The sequence below is a fragment of the Streptomyces sp. YJ-C3 genome (genome assembly GCF_053891275.1).
The window spans coordinates 2,182,177-2,203,089 of sequence record NZ_CM132685.1; the positions used below are offsets into that span (position 1 = coordinate 2,182,177).

At 71.0% G+C, this 20,913-nt stretch carries 20 protein-coding genes; 15 read left to right on the forward strand and 5 right to left on the reverse strand.

The window, feature by feature from the left end:
• The first annotated feature begins 271 nt into the window (after nucleotides 1–271).
• Nucleotides 272–1,129, forward strand: coding sequence for a sulfurtransferase (locus ACVHNB_RS09665; protein WP_456227823.1), 858 nt, complete (start codon nucleotides 272–274; stop codon nucleotides 1,127–1,129).
• A 69-nt stretch (nucleotides 1,130–1,198) separates the two neighbouring features.
• Here the strand turns inward: ACVHNB_RS09665 and sepH are convergent, their stop codons facing one another.
• Nucleotides 1,199–2,278 carry a septation protein SepH gene (sepH, locus tag ACVHNB_RS09670; RefSeq protein WP_456227824.1) on the reverse strand — a complete coding sequence of 360 codons (1,080 nt, stop codon included), beginning with the start codon at nucleotides 2,276–2,278 and terminating at the stop codon, nucleotides 1,199–1,201.
• 521 nt (nucleotides 2,279–2,799) lie between these two features.
• On the opposite strand from sepH, the gene ACVHNB_RS09675 reads away from it, so the two are divergent.
• Entirely contained in the window at nucleotides 2,800–4,041 is a 1,242-nt protein-coding gene (locus ACVHNB_RS09675; protein ID WP_456227825.1) for a hypothetical protein, read from the forward strand.
• Between the two features lie 7 nt (nucleotides 4,042–4,048).
• Here ACVHNB_RS09675 and ACVHNB_RS09680 read toward each other — a convergent pair whose 3' ends face one another.
• Together ACVHNB_RS09680 and ACVHNB_RS09685 are read right to left on the reverse strand one after the other, a co-directional pair.
• Nucleotides 4,049–5,380 carry a D-arabinono-1,4-lactone oxidase gene (locus ACVHNB_RS09680; RefSeq protein ID WP_428951803.1) on the reverse strand — a complete coding sequence of 444 codons (1,332 nt, stop codon included), beginning with the start codon at nucleotides 5,378–5,380 and terminating at the stop codon, nucleotides 4,049–4,051.
• Nucleotides 5,328–6,584: an MFS transporter gene (locus ACVHNB_RS09685; RefSeq protein WP_456227826.1), complete on the reverse strand. Its 1,257-nt coding sequence runs from the start codon at nucleotides 6,582–6,584 to the stop codon at nucleotides 5,328–5,330. Before ACVHNB_RS09685 ends, ACVHNB_RS09680 begins: the two co-directional genes overlap by 53 nt.
• Nucleotides 6,585–6,744: 160 nt before the next feature.
• Here ACVHNB_RS09685 and ACVHNB_RS09690 point away from each other — a divergent pair, with 160 nt between their 5' ends.
• Complete coding sequence (locus ACVHNB_RS09690) at nucleotides 6,745–7,884, forward strand: ferrochelatase (RefSeq protein ID WP_456227827.1); 1,140 nt, start codon at nucleotides 6,745–6,747, stop codon at nucleotides 7,882–7,884.
• Nucleotides 7,885–7,894: 10 nt separating this feature from the next.
• Entirely contained in the window at nucleotides 7,895–8,692 is a 798-nt protein-coding gene (locus tag ACVHNB_RS09695; protein WP_428951800.1) for an inositol monophosphatase family protein, read from the forward strand.
• 78 nt (nucleotides 8,693–8,770) lie between these two features.
• Here ACVHNB_RS09695 and ACVHNB_RS09700 read toward each other — a convergent pair whose 3' ends face one another.
• A complete protein-coding gene (locus ACVHNB_RS09700) occupies nucleotides 8,771–8,944 on the reverse strand; it encodes a hypothetical protein (RefSeq protein WP_428951799.1) in 174 nt (57 codons plus the stop codon).
• 324 nt (nucleotides 8,945–9,268) lie between these two features.
• Here ACVHNB_RS09700 and ACVHNB_RS09705 point away from each other — a divergent pair, with 324 nt between their 5' ends.
• The 4 genes from ACVHNB_RS09705 (at nucleotide 9,269) to ACVHNB_RS09720 (ending at nucleotide 12,868) form a co-directional block, all read left to right on the forward strand.
• The gene (locus tag ACVHNB_RS09705; RefSeq protein ID WP_018535991.1) at nucleotides 9,269–9,922 is read left to right on the forward strand and encodes a response regulator transcription factor; all 654 of its coding nucleotides are present in this window, start codon (nucleotides 9,269–9,271) and stop codon (nucleotides 9,920–9,922) included.
• Between the two features lie 7 nt (nucleotides 9,923–9,929).
• The gene (locus ACVHNB_RS09710) at nucleotides 9,930–11,171 is read left to right on the forward strand and encodes a sensor histidine kinase (protein ID WP_456227828.1); all 1,242 of its coding nucleotides are present in this window, start codon (nucleotides 9,930–9,932) and stop codon (nucleotides 11,169–11,171) included.
• A 427-nt stretch (nucleotides 11,172–11,598) separates the two neighbouring features.
• A complete protein-coding gene (locus tag ACVHNB_RS09715) occupies nucleotides 11,599–11,895 on the forward strand; it encodes a DUF4193 domain-containing protein (protein WP_018535993.1) in 297 nt (98 codons plus the stop codon).
• A gap of 13 nt (nucleotides 11,896–11,908) precedes the next feature.
• Entirely contained in the window at nucleotides 11,909–12,868 is a 960-nt protein-coding gene (locus tag ACVHNB_RS09720; protein ID WP_456227829.1) for a hypothetical protein, read from the forward strand.
• Nucleotide 12,869: 1 nt separating this feature from the next.
• On the opposite strand, the gene ACVHNB_RS09725 is transcribed toward ACVHNB_RS09720, so the two are convergent.
• Nucleotides 12,870–13,316, reverse strand: coding sequence for a DUF3093 domain-containing protein (locus ACVHNB_RS09725; RefSeq protein ID WP_428951796.1), 447 nt, complete (start codon nucleotides 13,314–13,316; stop codon nucleotides 12,870–12,872).
• 58 nt (nucleotides 13,317–13,374) lie between these two features.
• Between ACVHNB_RS09725 and ACVHNB_RS09730 the strand changes: the two genes are divergently transcribed.
• The 7 genes from ACVHNB_RS09730 (at nucleotide 13,375) to ACVHNB_RS09760 (ending at nucleotide 20,903) form a co-directional block, all read left to right on the forward strand.
• On the forward strand, nucleotides 13,375–13,959 hold the full coding sequence (locus tag ACVHNB_RS09730) for a PaaI family thioesterase (RefSeq protein WP_428951795.1): 585 nt from the start codon (nucleotides 13,375–13,377) through the stop codon (nucleotides 13,957–13,959).
• Nucleotides 13,956–14,489, forward strand: coding sequence for a dUTP diphosphatase (dut, locus tag ACVHNB_RS09735; RefSeq protein WP_428951794.1), 534 nt, complete (start codon nucleotides 13,956–13,958; stop codon nucleotides 14,487–14,489). Before ACVHNB_RS09730 ends, dut begins: the two co-directional genes overlap by 4 nt.
• 1 nt (nucleotide 14,490) lies before the next feature.
• On the forward strand, nucleotides 14,491–15,258 hold the full coding sequence (locus ACVHNB_RS09740; protein ID WP_428951793.1) for a DUF3710 domain-containing protein: 768 nt from the start codon (nucleotides 14,491–14,493) through the stop codon (nucleotides 15,256–15,258).
• Nucleotides 15,259–15,441: 183 nt separating this feature from the next.
• Nucleotides 15,442–16,662, forward strand: coding sequence for an alginate lyase family protein (locus ACVHNB_RS09745; protein WP_456227830.1), 1,221 nt, complete (start codon nucleotides 15,442–15,444; stop codon nucleotides 16,660–16,662).
• A 90-nt stretch (nucleotides 16,663–16,752) separates the two neighbouring features.
• Nucleotides 16,753–17,478: an ABC transporter ATP-binding protein gene (locus tag ACVHNB_RS09750; protein ID WP_456227831.1), complete on the forward strand. Its 726-nt coding sequence runs from the start codon at nucleotides 16,753–16,755 to the stop codon at nucleotides 17,476–17,478.
• 153 nt (nucleotides 17,479–17,631) lie between these two features.
• Complete coding sequence (locus tag ACVHNB_RS09755; protein ID WP_456227832.1) at nucleotides 17,632–20,223, forward strand: DUF4118 domain-containing protein; 2,592 nt, start codon at nucleotides 17,632–17,634, stop codon at nucleotides 20,221–20,223.
• Nucleotides 20,220–20,903: a response regulator gene (locus ACVHNB_RS09760; RefSeq protein WP_456227833.1), complete on the forward strand. Its 684-nt coding sequence runs from the start codon at nucleotides 20,220–20,222 to the stop codon at nucleotides 20,901–20,903. Before ACVHNB_RS09755 ends, ACVHNB_RS09760 begins: the two co-directional genes overlap by 4 nt.
• The last annotated feature ends 10 nt before the right edge of the window (nucleotides 20,904–20,913 follow it).

The following is a 20,913-nucleotide window of genomic DNA, read 5'->3' on the forward strand; positions in this document are numbered from 1 at the left end:
CACTCTCTCCTCGGAACGGAACCCTCGGGCCCGTAATCGGGAACCCACGTGTCGCATCACGCCCGTGCTGATGGTGGCACTCCGTGCCGCGCGGCGCTCCCTGACCGCGCCGAATCCGCCGGACTCCTCGCAGAGGATGTCCGAAACGGTGTTTCGCAGACGTTGCCGCGCCATGACCCGGCCGTGTCCGACCGGTTGACGCTCGGTAGTCGGTCGAGCACGCTATCCGAACGTGGGCGCTCGGGCCAGACCATGAGCAAGGATGGCCCTCATGAATGCCATCATCACCGCATCCGAACTTGCGAGCGAGTTGGCGGGGGAGAACCCGCCCGTGCTGCTCGACATCCGCTGGCAGCTCAGCGTCGCGAAGGCCGCGGGGGAGCCCGCGTTCGACGGCCGGGCCGCGTACGAGGCGGGGCACCTGCCCGGCGCGGTCTTCATCGACCTCGACGCGGAACTTGCAGGTCACGCCGGTCCGGATGGCGGCCGGCACCCGCTGCCCGACCTGGCGGACCTCGGCGCCACGCTCCGCGCGGCGGGCGTCTCGGGCGACCGGGACGTCGTCGTGTACGACGGCGGGCAGGGCTGGGCCGCGGCTCGCGCCTGGTGGCTGCTGCGCTGGACGGGTCACCCGTCCGTGCGGGTCCTCGACGGCGGCCTCGCCGCCTGGGACGGCCCCCTGGAGACCGCGATCCCCGCGCCGGAGCCCGGCACGTTCACCCCTGCACCGGGTGCCACCGGTCTCCTCGACGCGGACGCCGCCGCCGCGCTCGCCCGCTCCGGCCTCCTGCTGGACGCCCGCGCCGCCGAGCGCTACCGGGGCGACGTGGAGCCCATCGACCGCGTCGGCGGCCACATCCCGGGCGCCGTGTCGGCGCCGACGACGGAGAACGTCACGGCGGACGGCCGCTTCCGCCCGGCCGCCGAACTCGCCGCCCGCTTCAAGTCCCTTGGCGCGACCGGCGATCCGGGCCAGGTCGGCGTCTACTGCGGCTCGGGCGTCTCCGGCGCCCACGAGGTCCTGGCGCTCGCGGTGGCGGGCATCGACGCCCAGCTGTACGTCGGCTCGTGGTCGCAGTGGTCCGCGGACGAGTCCCGTCCGGTGGCGACGGGCCCGGATCCGCAGTAACCGTTCCCGCGTACGCGGTGGGGCCCGCGCCGATCAGTCGGCGCGGGCCCCACTACGTACGGGCGGTGACTAGTCCTGCTTCTTGCGGCGCGTCCCGAAGACGATCTCGTCCCAGCTGGGCACCGCGGCCCGGCGCCCGGGGCGCACACCGTCGGCCTCGGCCTGGCGGTCGGTGGTGCCGGTGAGGCGGTCCCGGTGGCCCGCGACGCTGCGCGGCATCAGCACGTCCGCGTACGCGGCTCCGGCCCCGGCCGACGCGGCGGGCGCCGCCGGCTCCTCCACCTCGGCGGCGGCGGGCGACTCCGGCTCCTCCTGCGGCGGCTCGGGAGCCGTCGTCGGACGGTCGGGCACCACGATGTCGCCGCGGTAGCTGGGCACGGCCTCCAGGAGGCTGGTCAGCGAGTCACGCTCCGAGGAGGAGGCGATCGCCGGCAGGTTCTCCTCGCCCGGCGCGGACGTGACCTCCGGCGGCGTCGGGCGCTCCAACTGCCGGTCCAGGGCGCGGTCCAGGGGGCGGTCCCTGGGCAGGCGCGCGATGCGCGGCACGAAGGGGAACGTGGGCTCGGGCGCGCCGATGTCGTCGGACTCGCCGATCAGCGAGCGCGCCTCGTCGTCCACGGCCTGGACGAGCCTGCGGGGCGGGTCGTACGTCCAGCTCGCCGAGTGCGGTTCGCCCGCGACCCGGTAGACGAGGAGGACCTCCCAGGTGCCGTCGTCGCGGCGCCAGGAGTCCCACTGGACGGTTTCCTTGTCGGCGCCGCGCAGCAGGAGTCGCTCTCCCACCGCCTCGCCGAGCTGGGGACCGGTGTTCTCGCCGGGACGGCGCACGGGGGTCTTCCTGGCCCGCTCGGCCATGAAGGCCCGCTCCGCGAGTACGGGACCCTCGAAGCGGCGTACACGATCGACCGGAATGCCCGCGAGCTGGGCGACCTCCTCGGCGGAGGCGCCTGCCCGTATGCGCGCCTGAATGTCGCGCGGGCGGAGGTGGCTCTCCACCTCGATCTCGATCTGGCCGAGGCGCGGACGGTCGCCGCGCACGGCGGCCCGGAGGCGCTCATCGATCGGAAGCGTGTACTCCGTGCTGTCCGCAGCCTTCAGCACCAGCCGTGTGCCGTCGTTAGAGACGGCCACGACACGCAGTTCGGGCATGGGGACCTCCCGGGTGGTGCCTGCCGACGTCACGTGCGTCGCTGCTTCCGCTAGTCGAGTGTGGCCTGCCCGGGTGCAGCCTGCCACAACCTTGCCGAGTTGCCCGGCGTGTCGGGCATCGACCCGAGAGCGCCGTTATGGCACGGTTACCTGTTCGCAACGCTAAGTGACCGAAGTCGTCACCCTGTGCAACGAGCCCCCTCTCGGCGGTCCTGGAAGGCCTCGGACACCCTGGCGGGAGACCGGACCCAGGGCTCGCAACAGTACTCCATTCGGGCCACTCGCGTGGATCGGCTCGCCGCCGAACTTCTCACGGTGGACGGGAGTTGGGTACGGGGCACCCTCGATGCGTGCCCGATTCGCGATGGATGCACGTGGCGTGCTTCACGAAATCCACAGAAGCGGAACTAGGGACTTCGGTCGTACGTCCCTTTCTCGTGTGACACAGGAGGTTCACGTAGCCTCGGGAACTTCACTGTGAAACAGGCTGGAATGTCGAGAAAGGCAGGCAAGGACCGGAGATGGGCGAGAGGCCGGATGGCTCCAAGGACGGGCAGGACGAGGCCAAGGGGAGGAAGCGGCTGGATCTGAGCGTGCCCCAGGTGGCGGGCAGTGCCGTCGCCGCCGTGGTGGCCGCGAAGCTCGCCTCCAGTTTCGGCGTCTACGGGACGATCCTGGGCGCCGGTGTGGTCAGCGCCCTCGCCACCTGCGGCGGCACCGTCTTCCAGCACTTCTTCAGGCGCACCGGCGAACAGATACGTGACGTCGCCGTGCAGACGAAGCCGAAGGGACGGCAGGTGCCGGTCACGGCGGAGGGGCGTCCCGTACCGCGCACGTTCCGCTCGGACATCTCCATGGACGCCACGAAGGCCATGGTCACCGGCGCCCGCCCGCCCGCCGCGCGGCCCGCCACGGGCGCGCTGCCCACGACCACGACCTGGGGGACGCCGCCGGCGGCGGACGCCGAGGCGACGACGGCGCTGCCCCAGGCCCCGGCCGGCGACGAGATGACCCAGCTGCTCGACACCGGCGCGGTCGCCGACCTGCTGCCGGACGAGTCCGAGAAGACCCGGCTGCTCGGCACCGTCGACCCGGAGAAGACCCAGCTCATCGAGCCCGGCGCGATCGACGAGGCCACGCGCGTGCTGCGCCCCGCGACGGATCTGCCGCACCAGTCGCTCCCGGCCGGCGGGCCGGACGGCGGGTCCGGTGGGACGGCAGAGGCTGACGGGATCGACGACGAGTTCACCCCCGGGACCGTGCACAGGTCCCGTGTCAAGAGCTGGAAACGGCCGCTGATCGCCGCCGCCGTCGTCTTCGGCGTGACCATGGGCGGCATCACGACGTACGAGATCGTGGCCGGCCACAGCTTCAGCGGGGACAGCGGCAGCACCACGTTCCGGGACGCCTTCAGCGGCCACCGGTCCTCCGGCGGCAGCGACCCCGAGCCCAGCACCTCGCAGCAGCCCTCCGGCGACAGCAGCACCGGTTCCGACAGCGGCACCCGGCAGGACGGCGACGACCCGTCCACCGGCGGGAGCGCGACGCCCGCCCCGACGCCCACCGGCAACGGCGACTCGGGCACCGGGTCCGGCACCGGCTCGGACTCCGGGTCGGACAGCGACACGGACTCCGGTTCGGACTCGGGCGAGGGCAAGGCCACGCCGACCCCGACGCCCACGCCGACCCCGTCGCAGAGCACGGGCTCGGGCTCGGACCCGGGGTCGGAGACGGGCTCCGGTCAGCGGAGCCCGGCCGAGTAGTGCGTGGTCAGTCGCCGAGGACCCGCCGCAGATAGGCGTTGCCGAAGAGGCGGTCCGGGTCCAGGCGGTCGCGCAGCTCCGTGAACTCGCCGAAGCGCGGGTAGACCTGCGAGAAGTACGCGGCGTCGCGCGTGTGCACCTTGCCCCAGTGGGGGCGGCCCTCATGGGCGGTGAAGATCTGCTCGGCGGCCGTGAAGTACCGCTGGTACGGGGTGCCCTTGTACATGTGGACGGCGACGTAGGCGCTGTCGCGGCCGGAGGCCGTGGACAGCGCGATGTCGTCCGCCGGGGCGGTGCGGACCTCCACCGGGAAGCTGACGCGCAGGTTCGAGCGGTCCACCATCGATTTCAGCTCGCGCAGCGTCTCCACGAGGGCCGCGCGCGGAACGGCGTACTCCATCTCCACGAAGCGCACCCGGCGCGGAGATGTGAAGACCTTGTAGGGAATGTCGGTGTACGTCCGGGCGGACAGTGCCCTGCTGGAGATCTTGGCGATCGACGGGATCGTGGCGGGCACCGCGCGGCCGATCGAATTGACCACCTGGAACAGGCCGTTGGAGAGCACTTCGTCCTCGACGAAGCCGCTGATCCGGGAGACCGGGGCCTTGGGGCCTGCGCTGCGGTTGTTGCGCTTGGTGTTGCAGTTGCCGGTGTGCGGGAACCAGTAGAACTCGAAGTGCTCGTTCTCCGCGTACAGCTCGTCGAAGTCGCCCAGCACCTTGTCGAAGGTCATCGGCTCCTCCCGCGCGCTGAGCAGGAAGAGCGGCTCCACGGCGAAGGTGATGGCCGTGACGATGCCGAGCGCGCCCAGGCCGATGCGGGCCGCGGCGAAGACCTCCGGGTTCTCCTTCTCGGAGCAGGAGAGCAGCTCGCCGCTCGCCGTCACCAGTTCGAGCCCCTTGATCTGGGCGGCGATGGAGGCGGAGTCGCGGCCCGTGCCGTGGGTGCCGGTGCTGGTGGCGCCGGACACGGTCTGCTCCATGATGTCGCCCATGTTCGTGAGCGACAGGCCCTCGCGGGCCAGGACCATGTTGAGCCGCTTGAGCGGAGTACCGGCCTCGACCGTGACCGTCCCGTTCGCCCGGTCGATATTGCGGATACCGGTCAACAGTTGAGGGCGTATCAACACGCCGTCGGTGGCCGCGGCCGCGGTGAAGGAGTGACCGGTGCCGACGGCCTTCACCTTCAGGCCGTCCTCCGCCGCCTTGCGTACGGCGGCGGACAGTTCCTCCACGGAGGCGGGCGTCACCTCCCGTACGGGACGTGCGGTGACGTTCCCCGCCCAGTTACGCCACGCTGCGCCGCTCTTCGTGCCGCTGGCCGTCTGCGCCGTGCTCATCGGTGGTTCCTCCCCGCTGCGTGACCGGCTGCTTCAGCCGGCGGTAGCCGAGGAACGCGACCAGGACCGCGACGGCACCGGCGACTCCCGGTACCCCGTACCCGGCCTTCGCACCGGCGGCGTCGATCACCCAGCCGGCCACGGAGGAGCCGAGCGCGACACCGACCGCGAGTCCGGTGCTCACCCAGGTCATGCCCTCGGTCAGTTTCGCGCGTGGTACGTGCTGCTCGACGAGAGCCATCGTCGTGATCATCGTCGGTGCGATGGACAGGCCCGCAACGAAGAGCGCCACGGCCAGAAACGGCAGGTTCCCGACCAGTTGGAGGGGGATCATACTCACGGCCATCGCGAGGACACCCACCAGCCACCTGCGCGCGGGCGCCCCCTTCACGTGCAGCAGCCCGAAGACGGCCCCCGCGACACAGGACCCGCCCGCGTACACGGCCAGCACCACACTCGCCAGTGACTTGTGCCCCTGCTCCTCGGCGAAGGCCACGGTCACCACGTCGACCGCACCGAAGATCGCGCCCGTCGCCACGAAGGTGGCCACCAGAACCTGCAGCCCGCGCGCGCGGAGCGCCGATCCGCCGCCGTGCTGCTCACGGGGGTGCGGGGCGGGCTCCGTGGCCCGCTGCGAGGTCAGCCAGAAGACGCCGGCCGCGAGGAAGCAGCCCGCGAGCAGCGGGCCCGCCTCCGGGAACCACGCCGTGGACAGGCCGATCGAGATGATCGGTCCGAAGATGAAGCACACCTCGTCGATCACGGACTCGAAGGAGTACGCCGTGTGCAGCTGCCGCGGAGTGTCCCGGTAGAGCACCGCCCACCGCGCCCGGATCATCGAGCCGACACTCGGGACGCAGCCGATGAACGCGGCGCACAGGAACAGCGTCCAGTCCGCCGCCTCGTACTTCGCGCACAGCAGCATCCCGCTGACCGCGACGAGCGAGACCAGCGTGGCCGGGCGCAGGACACGCCGCTGGCCGTACCGGTCGACGAGGCGGGAGATCTGCGGCCCGATCACCGCGGCGGACAGCGCCACCGTCGCCGACAGGGCGCCCGCGAGCCCGTAGCGCCCGGTCAGCTGCGAGACCATCGTGACGATGCCGATGCCCATCATCGACAGGGGCATCCGGCCCAGGAACCCGGCCACCGAGAAGCTCTTGGTGCCGGGCAGGGCGAATATGGCGCGGTAGGGGCTGGGCAACTCGACTCCGGTGAGGCGGACAGGCGTGCCGAGGGCGGCTCGGTGGGCGCCCGGGCGCAATAGGTAAGGCGTGACTACAGCTGATACAGCTTACGCGTGTCATGGTTCGGGTGGCATGGCGGTTTTCCGCCTGTCAGTGCCGGGTGGCAGGATCGAAGACATGCCAGACGCGCACGCTGCCAGCCCCGATGCCCGCCCCTACGACGCCCTGCTGCTGCTCTCGTTCGGCGGCCCGGAGGGCCCCGACGACGTCGTCCCGTTCCTGGAGAACGTGACGCGTGGCCGCGGCATCCCCAAGGAGCGGCTCAAGGAAGTGGGCCAGCACTACTTCCTCTTCGGCGGGATCAGCCCCATCAACGACCAGAACCGCGCCCTGCTCGACGCCCTGCGCAAGGACTTCGCCGACCACGGCCTGGACCTGCCGGTCTACTGGGGCAACAGGAACTGGGCGCCGTGCCTGACCGACACGCTGCGCGAGATGGTCACCGACGGCCACCGCCGCATCCTCGTCCTCGCCACCAGCGCGTACGCCTCGTACTCGGGCTGCCGCCAGTACCGCGAGAACCTCGCGGAGTCGCTGGCCGCCCTGGAGGCCGAGGGCCTGGAACTGCCGAGGATCGACAAGCTGCGGCACTACTTCAACCACCCCGGTTTCGTACGCCCCATGGTCGACGGCGTCCTCACCTCCCTCGCCGACCTCCCCGAGGACGTGCGGGACGGCGCCCACATCGCCTTCAGCACGCACTCCATCCCGACCGCCGCGGCCGACTCCTCCGGGCCCGTGGAGGGCCACGGCGACGGCGGCGCGTACGTGCGGCAGCACCTGGAGGTCGCGCAGCTGATCGCGGACGCCGTGCGCGAGGAGACCGGCGTCGAGCACCCCTGGCAGCTCGTCTACCAGTCGCGCTCCGGCGCCCCGCACATCCCGTGGCTGGAGCCCGACATCTGCGACCACCTGGAGGAGCGGCACGGCGCCGGGGCACCGGCCGTCGTCATGGCGCCCATCGGGTTCGTCTCGGACCACATGGAGGTCCTGTACGACCTCGACACCGAGGCCACCGCCAAGGCCGAGGAGCTGGGCCTCCCGGTGCGCCGCTCCGCCACCGTGGGCGCCGACCCGCGCTTCGCCGCCGCCGTACGGGAGTTGGTCCTGGAGCGGGCCGCGACCGAGAGCGGCAGGGACATCGCGCCGTGCGCCCTCGGCGCCCTCGGCGCGAGCCACGACCTGTGCCCGGTCGGCTGCTGCCCGGCCCGCGCCCCCAAGCCCGCCGCCGCGGGCGCCGACAGCCCGTACGCGTAAGGACGCCGACGTGACCGACCTGAAGACAGAACTCCTCGACGTCGCCCTGGAGGCGGCCGCCCGGGCCGGAGTGTTCCTGCGCGACGGCCGCCCCGCCGACCTCGGCGTGGCCGCCACCAAGACCAGCGCTGTCGACGTCGTCACCGAGATGGACATCGCGTCCGAGAAGCTGATCACGGACTTCCTGGCGGAGCGCCGGCCCGACGACGGCGTCCTGGGCGAGGAGGGCGCCTCCGCCGAGGGCACCAGCGGCGTCCAGTGGGTGATCGACCCCATCGACGGAACGGTCAACTACCTTTACGGACGCCCCGATTGGTCCGTCTCCATCGCGGCCCGCAAGGACGGCGAGACCGTCGTCGGCGTCGTCGCGGCCCCGATGCGCGGTGAGACCTACCGCGCCGTCCTGGGGGAGGGCGCCTTCGTGAACGACCGGCCCGTGCACGCGCGCGTGGCACCTCCCTTCGCGCAGGCCCTGGTCGGCACCGGCTTCGGCTACCTGGAGGCGCGCCGGGCCCACCAGGCCGACGTCGTAAGGGAGTTGGTGCCCCGGGTGCGCGACATCCGGCGCGGCGGCTCGGCGGCGATCGACCTGTGCGACGTGGCCCTCGGCCGCCTGGACGCGTACTACGAACGCGGCCTGAACCCTTGGGACTTCGCGGCCGGCGACCTCATCGCGCGCGAAGCCGGCGCCCTCACCGGGGGCCGCCCCGGCGAGCCCGTGTCGCCGGACCTGACGATCGCCGCCCCGCCCGGACTCTTCGAGCCGCTCCAGAACTGGCTGGAAGAGCTCGGCGCCTGGCACGACTGAGGGCCCTGAGCCCGGACACGAAAAGGCCCCGGCGTCCGTCTGGATCGGACCAGGCGCCGGGGCCCTTCGGTGTGTCGGTCAGACGCTCGAGGCGTGAACTTCCACGCCGTGCTCGGCGGCGAGACGGTGGAGATCGTCCAACTCGCCCTGCTCGACCTCGGCAAGGAAGTCGTCGCCGGTCTCGCGCGCCCGCGTCAGGTCGGACTCGGCCGCCTTGATGCGCTGCAGCAGTCCTGCGGTGAATGCGTCCATGGTTGCGCCCCCTCGTCCTGGGTCGTGAGTCGTGGCACGGGGGTGTGCCCGGTGGAAGGGGCGATCACGACTCGGGCCGCCGTGCGGTAAGCGGTTCGTGGCATGCCACATACAAAGCGTGATCGCGGGTGTAAGGCCGTCCTCCCCCCGCTCCCTCCCGCGGAAACCTCAACCCCCGGAGAAAATCCGGCATTCCCCCGATGCCTCGCCGTCTTACAGCCGGTTTATGGCCGAAAGGGGCAGGATGGAGGCTCACACCCCGAGAACGGACCACCCGCGCGCGCCCGAATCCGCCCGCGGGTGACCAGAGGAAGGACAAGCGACGTGCGCGTACTCGTCGTCGAGGACGAGCAACTGCTCGCCGATGCGGTGGCCACCGGACTGCGCCGGGAGGCCATGGCCGTCGACGTCGTGTACGACGGTGCGGCCGCCCTCGAGCGCATCGGCGTCAACGACTACGACGTGGTCGTGCTCGACCGCGACCTCCCGCTCGTGCACGGCGACGACGTCGCCCGCAAGATCGTCGAGCTGGGCATGCCCACCCGCATCCTCATGCTGACCGCCTCCGGCGACGTCAGTGACCGTGTGGAGGGCCTGGAGCTGGGCGCCGACGACTACCTCCCCAAGCCCTTCGCGTTCAGCGAGCTGACCGCCCGCGTCCGAGCTCTCGGACGCCGTACGAGCGTGCCCCTGCCGCCCGTCCTGGAGCGCGCCGGCATCAAGCTCGACCCGAACCGGCGGGAGGTGTTCCGCGACGGCAAGGAGATCCAGCTCGCGCCCAAGGAGTTCGCCGTCCTGGAGGTGCTGCTGCGCAGCGAGGGCGCCGTCGTCTCGGCCGAGCAGCTCCTGGAGAAGGCCTGGGACGAGAACACGGACCCGTTCACGAACGTCGTGCGCGTCACCGTCATGACCCTGCGCCGCAAGCTCGGTGAGCCCGCGGTCATCGTCACGGTGCCCGGCTCCGGTTACCGGATCTGATCCCACGATGGCCGCCGCACCAGCGCCGCCCACGGCGCCACCGAAGCCGACCTGGAAGCCGGGGACGAAGGTCGAGCCGCCCTTTCCCTGGCTCCGCCCCACCATCCGCATACGGCTCACGCTGCTCTACGGCGGCATGTTCCTCATCGCGGGCATCCTGCTGCTGTCGATCATCTATCTGCTCGCCGCGCAGGCCCTCAACGTCGGCAGCGAGCTGCCCTTCAAGATCGTCGAAGGCACCGTCTCCAGCAACGTCTGCAACATCCCGGACGGTTCGAGGATCCCGGCCAGCGAGCTGAACAGCGCGCTGAGCGACTGCGTCAACCAGCAGCGCCAGCACGCCCTGGACGTCCTGCTGAGCCGCTCCCTCATGGCGCTGCTCGGCCTCGCGATCATCGCCTTCGCCTTCGGGTACGCGATGGCGGGCCGCGTCCTGTCCCCGCTCGGCCGCATCACGCGCACCGCGCGCCGCGTGGCCGGCACGGACCTGTCGCGCCGCATCGAGCTGGACGGCCCGGACGACGAGCTCAAGGAGCTCTCCGACACCTTCGACGAGATGCTCGACCGCCTGGAGCGGGCGTTCACGGCGCAGCAGCGCTTCGTGGGCAACGCGTCGCACGAGCTGCGCACCCCGCTCGCCATCAACCGCACGCTCCTGGAGGTCCACCTTTCCGACCCGGGTGCGCCCGTGGAGCTGCAGCAGCTCGGCAAGACGCTGCTCGCCACGAACGAGCGCAGCGAGCAGCTGGTGGAGGGACTGCTGCTGCTCGCCCGCAGCGACAACCAGATCGTCGAGCGCAAGCCCGTGGACCTGGCGGAGGTCGCCTCCCAGGCGATCGACCAGGCCAGGTCCGAGGCCGACGACAAGGGTGTGGAGATCCGCGGCGAGCGCAAGGAGGCGGTCGTCCAGGGCAACGGCGTCCTCCTGGAGCGCATCGCGCTGAACCTCGTGCAGAACGCCATCCGGTACAACGTGCCGGAGGACGGCTGGGTCCAGGTCGACACCGAGGCGCAGCACGGCCAGGCCGTCCTGGTGGTCGCCAACACCGGCCCGGTGGTCCCCGCGTACGAGATCGACAACATTTTTGAGCCGTTCCGGCGGCTGCGGACCGAGCGCACCGGCAGCGACAAGGGCGTGGGCCTCGGCCTGTCGATCGCCCGGTCGGTGGCGCGCGCCCACGGCGGCCGGATCGTCGCCGAGCCCCGTGAGGGGGGTGGGCTCGTGATGCGCGTCACCCTGCCGATCTAGGTCGGTTCAAGGTGCACGGCGCGTACGGATCTGACATGCTTCCGCCGACGCGCTGGGGAAGTTCGCTTTTAGCGGAATTTTCGGGACCTGCGCCCGTGAAGACCGTGTGTGATCGATCACAGGAGCGAATTTCCGGCCATCTACTCTCCGTGATCGCAAAAGCCGTCTGAAAGCCGGGAAAATCCGTGTTTTCGGGCAGCTTGATCACGGGAAGTACACGGGGTGGCGCCCGTGCAGTGCGTCAATCGGACCGTGTACGGTCCCGTTCGCCACCCAAGCCGATCACTCAAGAGGGGTCCGGTTGGGTGTCGATTGAGTAACAGACCTTGATGTGAGGCAAAATCTCCGCCTCAGGTCGGGCACAAGTCCGGCCTCTCATGCGTTACGTGCGCTGAGACACCGCAGACACCCAGAGGGGGAGAGCGACATGGCAACGGATTACGACACCCCACGCAAGACCGATGACGACCTCAACGAAGACAGCATTGAGGAACTGAAGTCACGGCGGAACGACAAGTCCGCGTCGAACGTCGACGTGGACGAGTTCGAGGCGGCCGAGGGCCTGGAGCTTCCGGGCGCAGACCTCTCGAACGAGGAACTGGCCGTCCGCGTCCTGCCCAAGCAGCAGGACGAGTTCACCTGCATGAGCTGCTTCCTGGTGCACCACCGCAGCCAGCTCGCGCGGGAGAAGAACGGCCAGCCGATCTGCCGCGACTGCGACTGAGGTGGGGTCGGGCATGACTGGCTCGACCCCGCCCTGGAAGCGCCGTACCTGGAGCAAGCGCCAGGATGCGGTACAAGGCCCGTCAGAGGCCGTGCGTGACGACGACGAGCGAGGCTCTTCCGCCAGTGAAGACGCCTCGCTCGAAGCGGCACACAAGCGCGACGAGACGGGTGGCCCGACGGCGGCCGGCGTCGTGGATCTGCACGACGCCGACGCGGCCGACGCGGCGGACACCGAGGCGCAGCCGACCAGGCGCCGCGTGGACGCCGTCAAGGACGGTGTCCGCAAGAGCGGCAGCGTCGCGAGAACGGGGATGATCAAGAGCGGCAGCGCCGCAAGAGCCGGCATCGGCTACCTCGCCGACCGGATCATCGAGAACGCACCGCGGGTGCCCGTACGGGACCTCGCGACCCTGCGCAGACAGTTCCCCGGCCTCGGGCCCGAACAGCTCGCGGACAAGCTGGTCGCCGGTGCGGCGGCCGCCTCGTCGACCGTCGGCGCCGGAGTCGGCGCGGCCGCGATGCTGCCGGTACCGCCCGCGATGCCGACCGAGCTGGCCGCGGAGGTCACCGGTGTGGCGGCGATCGAGCTGAAGCTGGTCGCCGAGCTGCACGAGGTCTACGGAGTACGGCCTCCGGGGAACCTGAAGGACCGCACCGCCATCTACCTCACCTCGTGGTCCGAGGAGCGCGGGATCGACGTGTCGAAGCCGTCGACGATCAACATCGCGCTCGGTGGCCAGATGAAGCGCGAGCTGCGGCAGCAGATCATGAAGCGGACCGTGCGCAATCTTCCGACCCTGATGCCGTTCCTGGTCGGCGCCGCGGTCGGGGCGGCCATGAACCGCCGGGACACGAAGAAGCTGGCCGAGCGGGTGCGCAAGGATCTGCGGCGCCTCCAGGTGCCGTGGGACGCGCTGCCGGAACTGCCGCCGCTGGTACCGCCGAAGGACGCCCTGGAGATCGAGGGCTGAGTCAGGCCCCCAGAGCCTTTGCCAAAGTTTCAGGTTCGCGCGTCGACAGGTACACGTACGGCGTCGGATCCGTCGGGTCCGTGATCTCCGCGCGGACCGCCGTGGGCACGTAGCTGCGCAGCAGCATGAAGGCGCGCGGGTCCGCCTTGTACGTGCGCCAGGCGCGCGCCTCCTCGGCGTCCAGGACCTCCACGGCGCCCAGGGCCGAGAGCGGGATCCTCGCGTCGCCCGCGACCAGGGAGTCGGCCACGACGCGGATCCGGATCGAGCCGTACTGGCTGGTGATCACGGCCCCGACCAGCAGACCGCCGACGAATCCGCCGAGCAGCGGGAGCGTGCCGAAGGGCAGCAGGGTGAGGCCGCAGGCGACCCCCACCAAGAAGGTGACGAGCCACCACGAACGGGGTGCGGTGAGGCGTTCTTCGTACGGCGTCGTCGAGAGCTCCATGCAGCCAAGCTTGGCACGATGCGCGAGGGCACAGGACGCGCGGGTAAGGTCTGCGCCTGTGAGTGGTACTTCAGCAGCTCTGACGCCCCCGTCCGACGCCATAGCGCCGGTGCGGCACCCCGACGCTCCCGCCCCCGGCGAGCTCCTCGGCGCGCACTACGGACACTGTTTCGGCTGCGGCGGCGAGCAGCCGCACGGGCTGCACCTGGAGGCGCGGGCCGGTGAGGGCGTCAGCGTCACGGCCGAGTTCACCGTGCGCCCCGCCCACCAGGGCGCGCCGGGGCTCGCGCACGGCGGCATCCTCGCCACCGCGCTCGACGAGACGCTCGGCTCCCTGAACTGGCTGATCCAGGCCATCGCCGTGACCGGACGGCTCGAGACGGACTTCGTGCGGCCCGTCCCCGTGGACACCGTGCTGCATCTGTCCGCCGAGGTCACCGCCGTCGCCGGGCGCAAGATCTACTCGACCGCCACCGGCCGGATCGGCGGCCCCGACGGGCCCGTCGCCGTCCGGGCCGACGCCCTCTTCATCGAGGTCAAGGTCGACCACTTCATCGACAACGGCCGCCCGCAGGAGATCCAGGCGGCCATGAGCGACCCGGACCAGATCCGGCGTGCCCGTGCCTTCGAGGTGAACCCGTGACCCAGCTTGCCGCCGAGAACCGGCTCGACGTGCTCATCCGGCGCGTCGACCCCGACGTACCGCTGCCCGCGTACGAGCACCCGGGTGACGCGGGCGCCGATCTGCGGACCACCGAGGCGTGCGAACTCGCCCCCGGCGAGCGGGTCGTGCTGCCCACAGGGGTGTCCATCGCCCTGCCCGAGGGGTACGCGGCCTTCGTGCACCCGCGATCCGGTCTCGCAGCGCGCTGCGGTGTCGCCCTGGTGAATGCCCCAGGGACGGTGGATGCCGGGTACCGTGGAGAGATCAAGGTGATCGTGGTGAATCTCGACCCGCGCGAGAGCGTGCGGTTCGAGCGCTTCGACCGGATTGCCCAACTGGTCGTCCAGCAGGTCGAGAAGGTGCGCTTCCACGAGGTGGCTCAGCTTCCCGACTCGGCTCGGGCCGAGGGGGGCTTCGGGTCCACCGGAGGTCACGCCTCCGTGGGCGCGGACGGTCAAAAGGGTGGGAATCGATACGCTTCGGTCGTATCCGACCGGGAAGGACAGTGACGTGTTCGGACGTCGCAAGAAGAACGGCGCCGCCGAGGATGCGGCGGGCGAGGCCGAGCAGGTCGTCGACGGTGTCGACAGTGCCGACGCGGACGCCGCGGGGGAGCCGGAGCGCGTCCGGCTCGAGCCCGAGCCGCGTCCCGACGGCCCCTGGGACTCCTCCGAGGTCCGCGAGCCGGCCGAGGGCCGGGTCGACCTGGGCGGAATCTTCGTCCCCGGTGTGGAGGGCATGGAGCTGCGGGTGGAGGTCGCGGGCGACGCGATCGTCGCGGCGACCGTCGTCCTCCAGGACAGCGCGGTCCAGCTGCAGGCCTTCGCCGCCCCCAAGAAGGAGGGCATCTGGGGCGAGGTCCGCGAGGAGATCGCCACGGGCATCACCCAGCAGGGTGGTGTGATCGACGAGGTCGAGGGTCCGCTCGGCTGGGAGCTGCGGGCCCAGGTGCCGGTGCAGCTGCCGGACGGCACGGGCGGCTTCCAGGTCGTGCGCTTCATCGGCGTGGACGGCCCCCGCTGGTTCCTGCGCGGGGTGATCTCGGGCCAGGGCGCGGTGCAGCCGCAGGCGGCCGGTCTGCTCGAGCAGATCTTCCGGGACACGGTCGTGGTCCGCGGCGAGGGTCCTATGGCCCCGCGCGACCCGATCGTCCTCAAGCTCCCGGACGACGCGCAGATGGTCGCGGAGGGCGCCGCCCAGGACTCCGCGGAGGGCTCGCGCTTCTCCGGCGGCATGGGGCAGCTGGCCCGTGGTCCGGAGATCACCGAGGTCCGCTGACACCGTTCTTTCGCGGATGGCCGGGGGCCGCGCATCCCACAGGGTGCGCGGCCCCCGGCTTTGTCGTGCCTGGCCCCAACTGCCGTTCTTTCTTCAGTACTTGACGGAAGGCTGGTCCGTACCTAGGGTCACCGGCCAACGCCGTTGTTCATGTCGGCGCCCCAAGTTCACATACGAGAACGGATGGCCCCCACCATGCAGGCTCGTCACAGGAGATCCCGTACCGCCCTGCTTGCCACCCTCGCCACCACCGTCACGGCCCTCGTCGCCGGCGTCGTCACCTGGCCCGGCGCGGACCGCGCCGTCGCCGCTCCCGCCACGTTCGCCCACCCCGGAGTGACCGTCTCCAAAGGGCAGTTGGACTTCGCCCGCGCCAAGGTCGACGCCGGAGCGCAGCCCTGGAAGAGCGCCTTCGACCAGATGATGGCGAGCAAGTACGCCGATCTGAACCGCACGCCCAAGCCCCGCGCCACCGTCGAGTGCGGCTCGTACTCGAACCCGAACTACGGCTGCACGGACGAGCGCGAGGACGCGATAGCCGCCTACACCGACGCGCTCGCCTGGTACTTCACCCGCGACGAGCGGTACGCGAAGAAGTCGATCGCCCTCATGGACGCCTGGTCGGGCACCATCAAGGAGCACACCAACAGCAACGCGCCCCTGCAGACCGGCTGGGCCGGCTCCTCGTGGCCCCGGGCCGCCGAGATCATCACGTCCACCTACACCGGCGGCTGGGCGAACGAGTCCCGCTTCAGGACCATGCTGCGCGACGTGTACCTCCCGAAGGTCATCAACGGCTCCAACTCCAACGGGAACTGGGAGCTGTCGATGATGGAGGCGGCCGTCGGCATCTCCGTCTTCCTGGAGGACAAGGCTTCGTACGACAAGGCGATGGCGAAGTTCCGGACGCGTACGGCCGCCTACGTCTACCTGTCCTCGGACGGCGCCCTGCCCAAGACGGTGCCCAGCCAGAACCTGGACACCAAGGAGAAGATCGTCAACTATTGGCAAGGCCAGTCAACCTTCACGACAGGGTTGACGCAGGAGACCTGCCGCGACTTCACGCACACCGGGTACGGCATCTCCGCCATCTCGCACATCGCCGAGACCAGCCGCATCCAGGGCCAGGACCTGTACGGCACGGACGTCGGCGAGCGGCTGCGGCAGGCCCTCGGCTTCCAGGCCAAGTACGAGCTCGGTGAGGCACCGCCGAGCTCGCTGTGCGGCGGCAGCATCAAGCGCGGGCTCGGCCCGGTCACCGAGGTCGGCTACAACGCCCTGCACACCCGCCTCGGCACCGCCATGACCAACACCCAGAAGCTGACCGAGCAGCAGCGGCCGGCCGGCTCCAACAACCTGTTCGTCGCCTGGGAGACCCTCACCCACGCCGAGAACCCGAGCTGACCGGCGACCGGTCTCGACCATTGCCCGGCCGGGCGCCACGTGACCATACTGGCGCCCGGCCAGGAACGTATGTACGGGGGAGCGCCACACATGACCGAGAGCACCGAGGCGGGGGCCGCCGTTCTGGACCAGGACGGCCGCGGGCCGATGGTCGTCGTGCGGGACCTGCACCGCTCGTACGGGCGCGGCGCCGCCGCCGTGCACGCCCTGCGCGGGGTCTCCTTCGAGGTGCCGCGCGGTGAACTCGTCGCCCTCAAGGGGCGCTCCGGATCCGGCAAGACGACCCTGCTCAACCTGGTGGGCGGCCTCGACGAACCGGACCGCGGACGGATCACCGTCGACGGCCTCGACCTCGCGGACCTCGGGGAGAACGGGCTCCTGGAGCTGCGCCGGGACCGCATCGGCTTCATCTTCCAGTCCTTCGGGCTCATCCCGATCCTCACCGCAGCCGAGAACGTGGGCGTGCCGATGCGGCTGCGCAAGGCGCAGGTGCGCGAACGCGAGGAGCGCGTCGAACTGCTGCTCGCCCTCGTCGGTCTGGAAGGACATGCCAAGCAACGGCCCGGCGAGCTCTCCGGCGGCCAGCAGCAGCGCGTCGCCATCGCCCGGGCGCTCGCCAACAGGCCGGCCCTGCTCATCGCCGACGAGCCGACCGGGCAGCTCGACGCCGAGACCGGTCTCGCCGTGATGGAACTGCTGCGCGCCGTCGTGCGCAGCGAGCAGGTCACCGCGCTCGTGGCCACCCACGACCCGGCGCTGCTCGGCCTCGCCGACCGGGTCCTGGAACTGAGTGACGGCGAGATCGTCGAGCGCTGAGTCCAGTACCGCGCGGACCGCGACGCATCAGGGTTCTGTCAAAGACGCCCACCCCTCAGGACTCTGTCCCATTTGCGAGAATTGCTGACCGTAAGGTCGACGCTGCGTGGAGCAGTGAGCTGCGCTGAGCAGCGACAGGAAGACAATGGGGCCATGGGACGCGGCAAGCTTCGGATCTATCTCGGTTCCGCACCGGGCGTCGGCAAGACGTACGCGATGCTGTCCGAGGCGCACCGCCGCGTCGAGCGCGGCACCGACTGCGCCGTCGCGTTCGTCGAGCACCACAAGCGGCCCCGTACCGAGGTCATGCTGCACGGCCTGGAACAGGTCCCGCGCAAGGAGATCGAGTACCGCGGATCCGTCTTCCACGAGATGGACGTCGACGCGGTCCTCACCCGTGCGCCGGCCGTCGCCCTCGTCGACGAACTGGCGCACACGAACGTGCCGGGGTCGCGCAACGCCAAGCGCTGGCAGGACGTCGAGGAGCTCCTCGCGGCCGGGATCGACGTCGTCTCGACCGTCAACATCCAGCACCTGGAGTCGCTGGGCGACGTCGTCGAGTCGATCACCGGGGTCCGGCAGCGCGAGACGGTGCCGGACGAGGTGGTGCGGCGCGCCGACCAGATCGAGCTCGTCGACATGTCACCGCAGGCGCTGCGCCGTCGCATGGCGCACGGCAACATCTACAAGCCGGACAAGGTCGACGCGGCCCTGTCCAACTACTTCCGCCCCGGAAACCTCACGGCGCTGCGCGAGCTCGCCCTGCTCTGGGTCGCCGACCGGGCCGACGAGTACCTCCAGGAGTACCGGGGCGAGCACAACATCCGCTCCACCTGGCAGGCCCGTGAGCGCATCGTCGTCGGACTGACCGGCGGACCCGAGGGCCGTACGCTGATCCGACGCGCGGCGCGGCTCGCGGAGAAGGGCGCCGGCGGTGAGGTGCTCGCCGTCTACATCGCCCGCAGTGACGGCCTCACCGCCGCCTCGCCCAAGGAACTCGCCGTCCAGCGCACCCTGGCCGAGGACCTCGGGGGAACGTTCCACCATGTGATCGGCGACGACATCCCCTCGGCGCTCCTGGAGTTCGCCCGCGGTGTCAACGCCACCCAGATCGTCCTCGGCTCCTCGCGCCGCAAGGCCTGGCAGTACGTCTTCGGGCCCGGCGTCGGCGCGACCGTCGCCCGCGAGTCCGGACCCGACCTCGACGTCCACATCGTCACGCACGAGGAGGCCGCCAAGGGGCGCGGACTGCCCGTCGCCCGCGGCGCCCGCCTCGGCCGGTCCCGGATCCTGTGGGGCTGGTTCGTCGGCGTCGGCGGACCGGCGCTGCTCACGCTCCTGCTCACGCACGTCGACTCCGACCTCGGCCTCGCCAACGACATGCTGCTGTTCCTGGCGCTGACCGTGGCGGCGGCACTGGTCGGCGGACTCCTCCCGGCGCTCGCCTCGGCGGCGTTCGGCTCCCTCCTCCTGAACTACTACTTCACCCCGCCCCGGCACCTGTTCACGATCGCCGACCCGAAGAACATCGTCGCCATCGTGATCTTCGTGGGCGTCGCCGTGTCGGTGGCCTCGGTCGTCGACCTCGCCGCCCGCCGCACGCACCAGGCCGCGCGGCTGCGCGCCGAGTCCGAGATCCTGTCCTTCCTCGCGGGCAGCGTGCTGCGCGGCGACACCAGCCTGGAAGCGCTCCTCGAACGCGTACGGGAGACGTTCGCGATGGAGTCCGTGGCGCTCCTGGAGCGGGAGAGCGACACCGCCCCGTGGACGTGCGCGGGCAGCGTCGGGCCGCGGCCCGACGGCCGGCCCGAGGACGCCGACGTCGACATGCCCGTGGGCGACCACATGGCGCTCGCCCTGTCCGGGCGCGTCCTGCCCGCCGAGGACCGGCGGGTCCTGGCCGCCTTCGCCGCGCAGGCCGCCGTCGTCCTCGACCGCCAGCGCCTCCAGTCGGAGGCCGAACAGGCCCGCGCCCTCGCCGAGGGCAACCGGATCCGCACCGCCCTGCTCGCCGCCGTCAGCCACGACCTGCGCACCCCGCTGGCCGGAATCAAGGCCTCCGTCTCCTCCCTGCGCTCCGAGGACGTCGACTGGTCGCCCGAGGACCAGGCGGAACTGCTCGCCGGCATCGAGGCGGGCGCCGACCGGCTCGACCACCTCGTCGGGAACCTGCTCGACATGTCCCGCCTCCAGACCGGCACCGTCACGCCGCTCATCCGGGAGACCGACCTCGACGAGGTGGTGCCGATGGCGCTCGTCGGCGTACCCGACCCGGATCTCAGCGTCGACCTGGACATCCCGGAGTCGCTGCCGATGGTGACCGTCGACAAGGGACTGCTCGAGCGGGCCGTCGCGAACATCGTCGAGAACGCCGTCAAGTACAGCCCGCCCGACGAACCCGTCCTCGTTGCCGCCAGCACGCTCGGCGAACGCGTCGAACTGCGCGTCGTGGACCGCGGTCCCGGCGTGCCCGACGAAGCCAAAGAGCGCATCTTCGCCCCGTTCCAGCGCTACGGTGACGCTCCCCGGGGCGCGGGTGTGGGGCTCGGGCTCGCCGTGGCCCGGGGCTTCGTCGAGGCCATGAACGGCACGCTCGACGCGGAGGACACCCCAGGGGGCGGACTCACGATGGTCCTCACCCTGCGCGCGGCGCCCCCCGCGCCTGATCCACCGGATCAACCGTTGATCCGTACGACATCAGCATCAGCCGAGACCGCAGTGACGCAGAGAGGCAGGCACGCATGACCAGGGTGCTCGTGGTCGACGACGAGCCGCAGATCGTTCGCGCCCTCGTCATCAACCTGAAAGCGCGCAAGTACGAGGTGGACGCCGCGTCCGACGGCGCCGGCGCGCTGCAGCTCGCCGCCGCCCGCCACCCCGACGTGGTCATCCTCGACCTGGGCCTGCCCGACATGGACGGCGTCGAGGTGATCAAGGGGCTGCGCGGCTGGACCCGCGTCCCGATCCTGGTGCTGTCCGCCCGGCACTCGTCCGACGAGAAGGTCGAGGCGCTCGACGCGGGCGCCGACGACTACGTGACGAAGCCGTTCGGCATGGACGAGCTGCTGGCCCGGCTGCGGGCGGCCGTGCGGCGGGCCGAGCCCACCGGGGGCGGCGACGACGAGGGGATCGTCGAGACCGACGACTTCACCGTCGACATGGCCGCGAAGAAGGTCCACCGGGACGGGCGCGACGTGCGGCTCACGCCCACCGAGTGGCACCTGCTGGAGGTGCTCGTGCGCAACACGGGACGCCTGGTCAGCCAGAAGCAGCTGCTGCAGGAGGTGTGGGGGCCCTCGTACGGCACGGAGACCAACTACCTGCGGGTGTACATGGCACAACTGCGCCGCAAGCTGGAGACCGACCCGTCGCATCCGCGGCACTTCGTCACGGAGCCCGGGATGGGATACCGGTTCGAGAGATAAGGCGCCGCAA

Bases quoted from the DNA above. Each gene is read 5' to 3' on its own strand.
- ACVHNB_RS09715 (WP_018535993.1), top strand. From the start codon at position 11,599: ATGGCAACGGATTACGACACCCCACGCAAGACCGATGACGACCTCAAC.
- ACVHNB_RS09700 (WP_428951799.1), bottom strand. From the start codon at position 8,944: ATGGACGCATTCACCGCAGGACTGCTGCAGCGCATCAAGGCGGCCGAG.
- sepH (WP_456227824.1), bottom strand. From the start codon at position 2,278: ATGCCCGAACTGCGTGTCGTGGCCGTCTCTAACGACGGCACACGGCTG.
- ACVHNB_RS09665 (WP_456227823.1), top strand. From the start codon at position 272: ATGAATGCCATCATCACCGCATCCGAACTTGCGAGCGAGTTGGCGGGG.
- ACVHNB_RS09745 (WP_456227830.1), top strand. From the start codon at position 15,442: ATGGCCCCCACCATGCAGGCTCGTCACAGGAGATCCCGTACCGCCCTG.
- ACVHNB_RS09755 (WP_456227832.1), top strand. From the start codon at position 17,632: ATGGGACGCGGCAAGCTTCGGATCTATCTCGGTTCCGCACCGGGCGTC.
- ACVHNB_RS09720 (WP_456227829.1), top strand. From the start codon at position 11,909: ATGACTGGCTCGACCCCGCCCTGGAAGCGCCGTACCTGGAGCAAGCGC.
- ACVHNB_RS09760 (WP_456227833.1), top strand. From the start codon at position 20,220: ATGACCAGGGTGCTCGTGGTCGACGACGAGCCGCAGATCGTTCGCGCC.
- ACVHNB_RS09680 (WP_428951803.1), bottom strand. From the start codon at position 5,380: ATGAGCACGGCGCAGACGGCCAGCGGCACGAAGAGCGGCGCAGCGTGG.
- ACVHNB_RS09710 (WP_456227828.1), top strand. From the start codon at position 9,930: ATGGCCGCCGCACCAGCGCCGCCCACGGCGCCACCGAAGCCGACCTGG.
- ACVHNB_RS09725 (WP_428951796.1), bottom strand. From the start codon at position 13,316: ATGGAGCTCTCGACGACGCCGTACGAAGAACGCCTCACCGCACCCCGT.
- ACVHNB_RS09690 (WP_456227827.1), top strand. From the start codon at position 6,745: ATGCCAGACGCGCACGCTGCCAGCCCCGATGCCCGCCCCTACGACGCC.
- ACVHNB_RS09750 (WP_456227831.1), top strand. From the start codon at position 16,753: ATGACCGAGAGCACCGAGGCGGGGGCCGCCGTTCTGGACCAGGACGGC.
- ACVHNB_RS09675 (WP_456227825.1), top strand. From the start codon at position 2,800: ATGGGCGAGAGGCCGGATGGCTCCAAGGACGGGCAGGACGAGGCCAAG.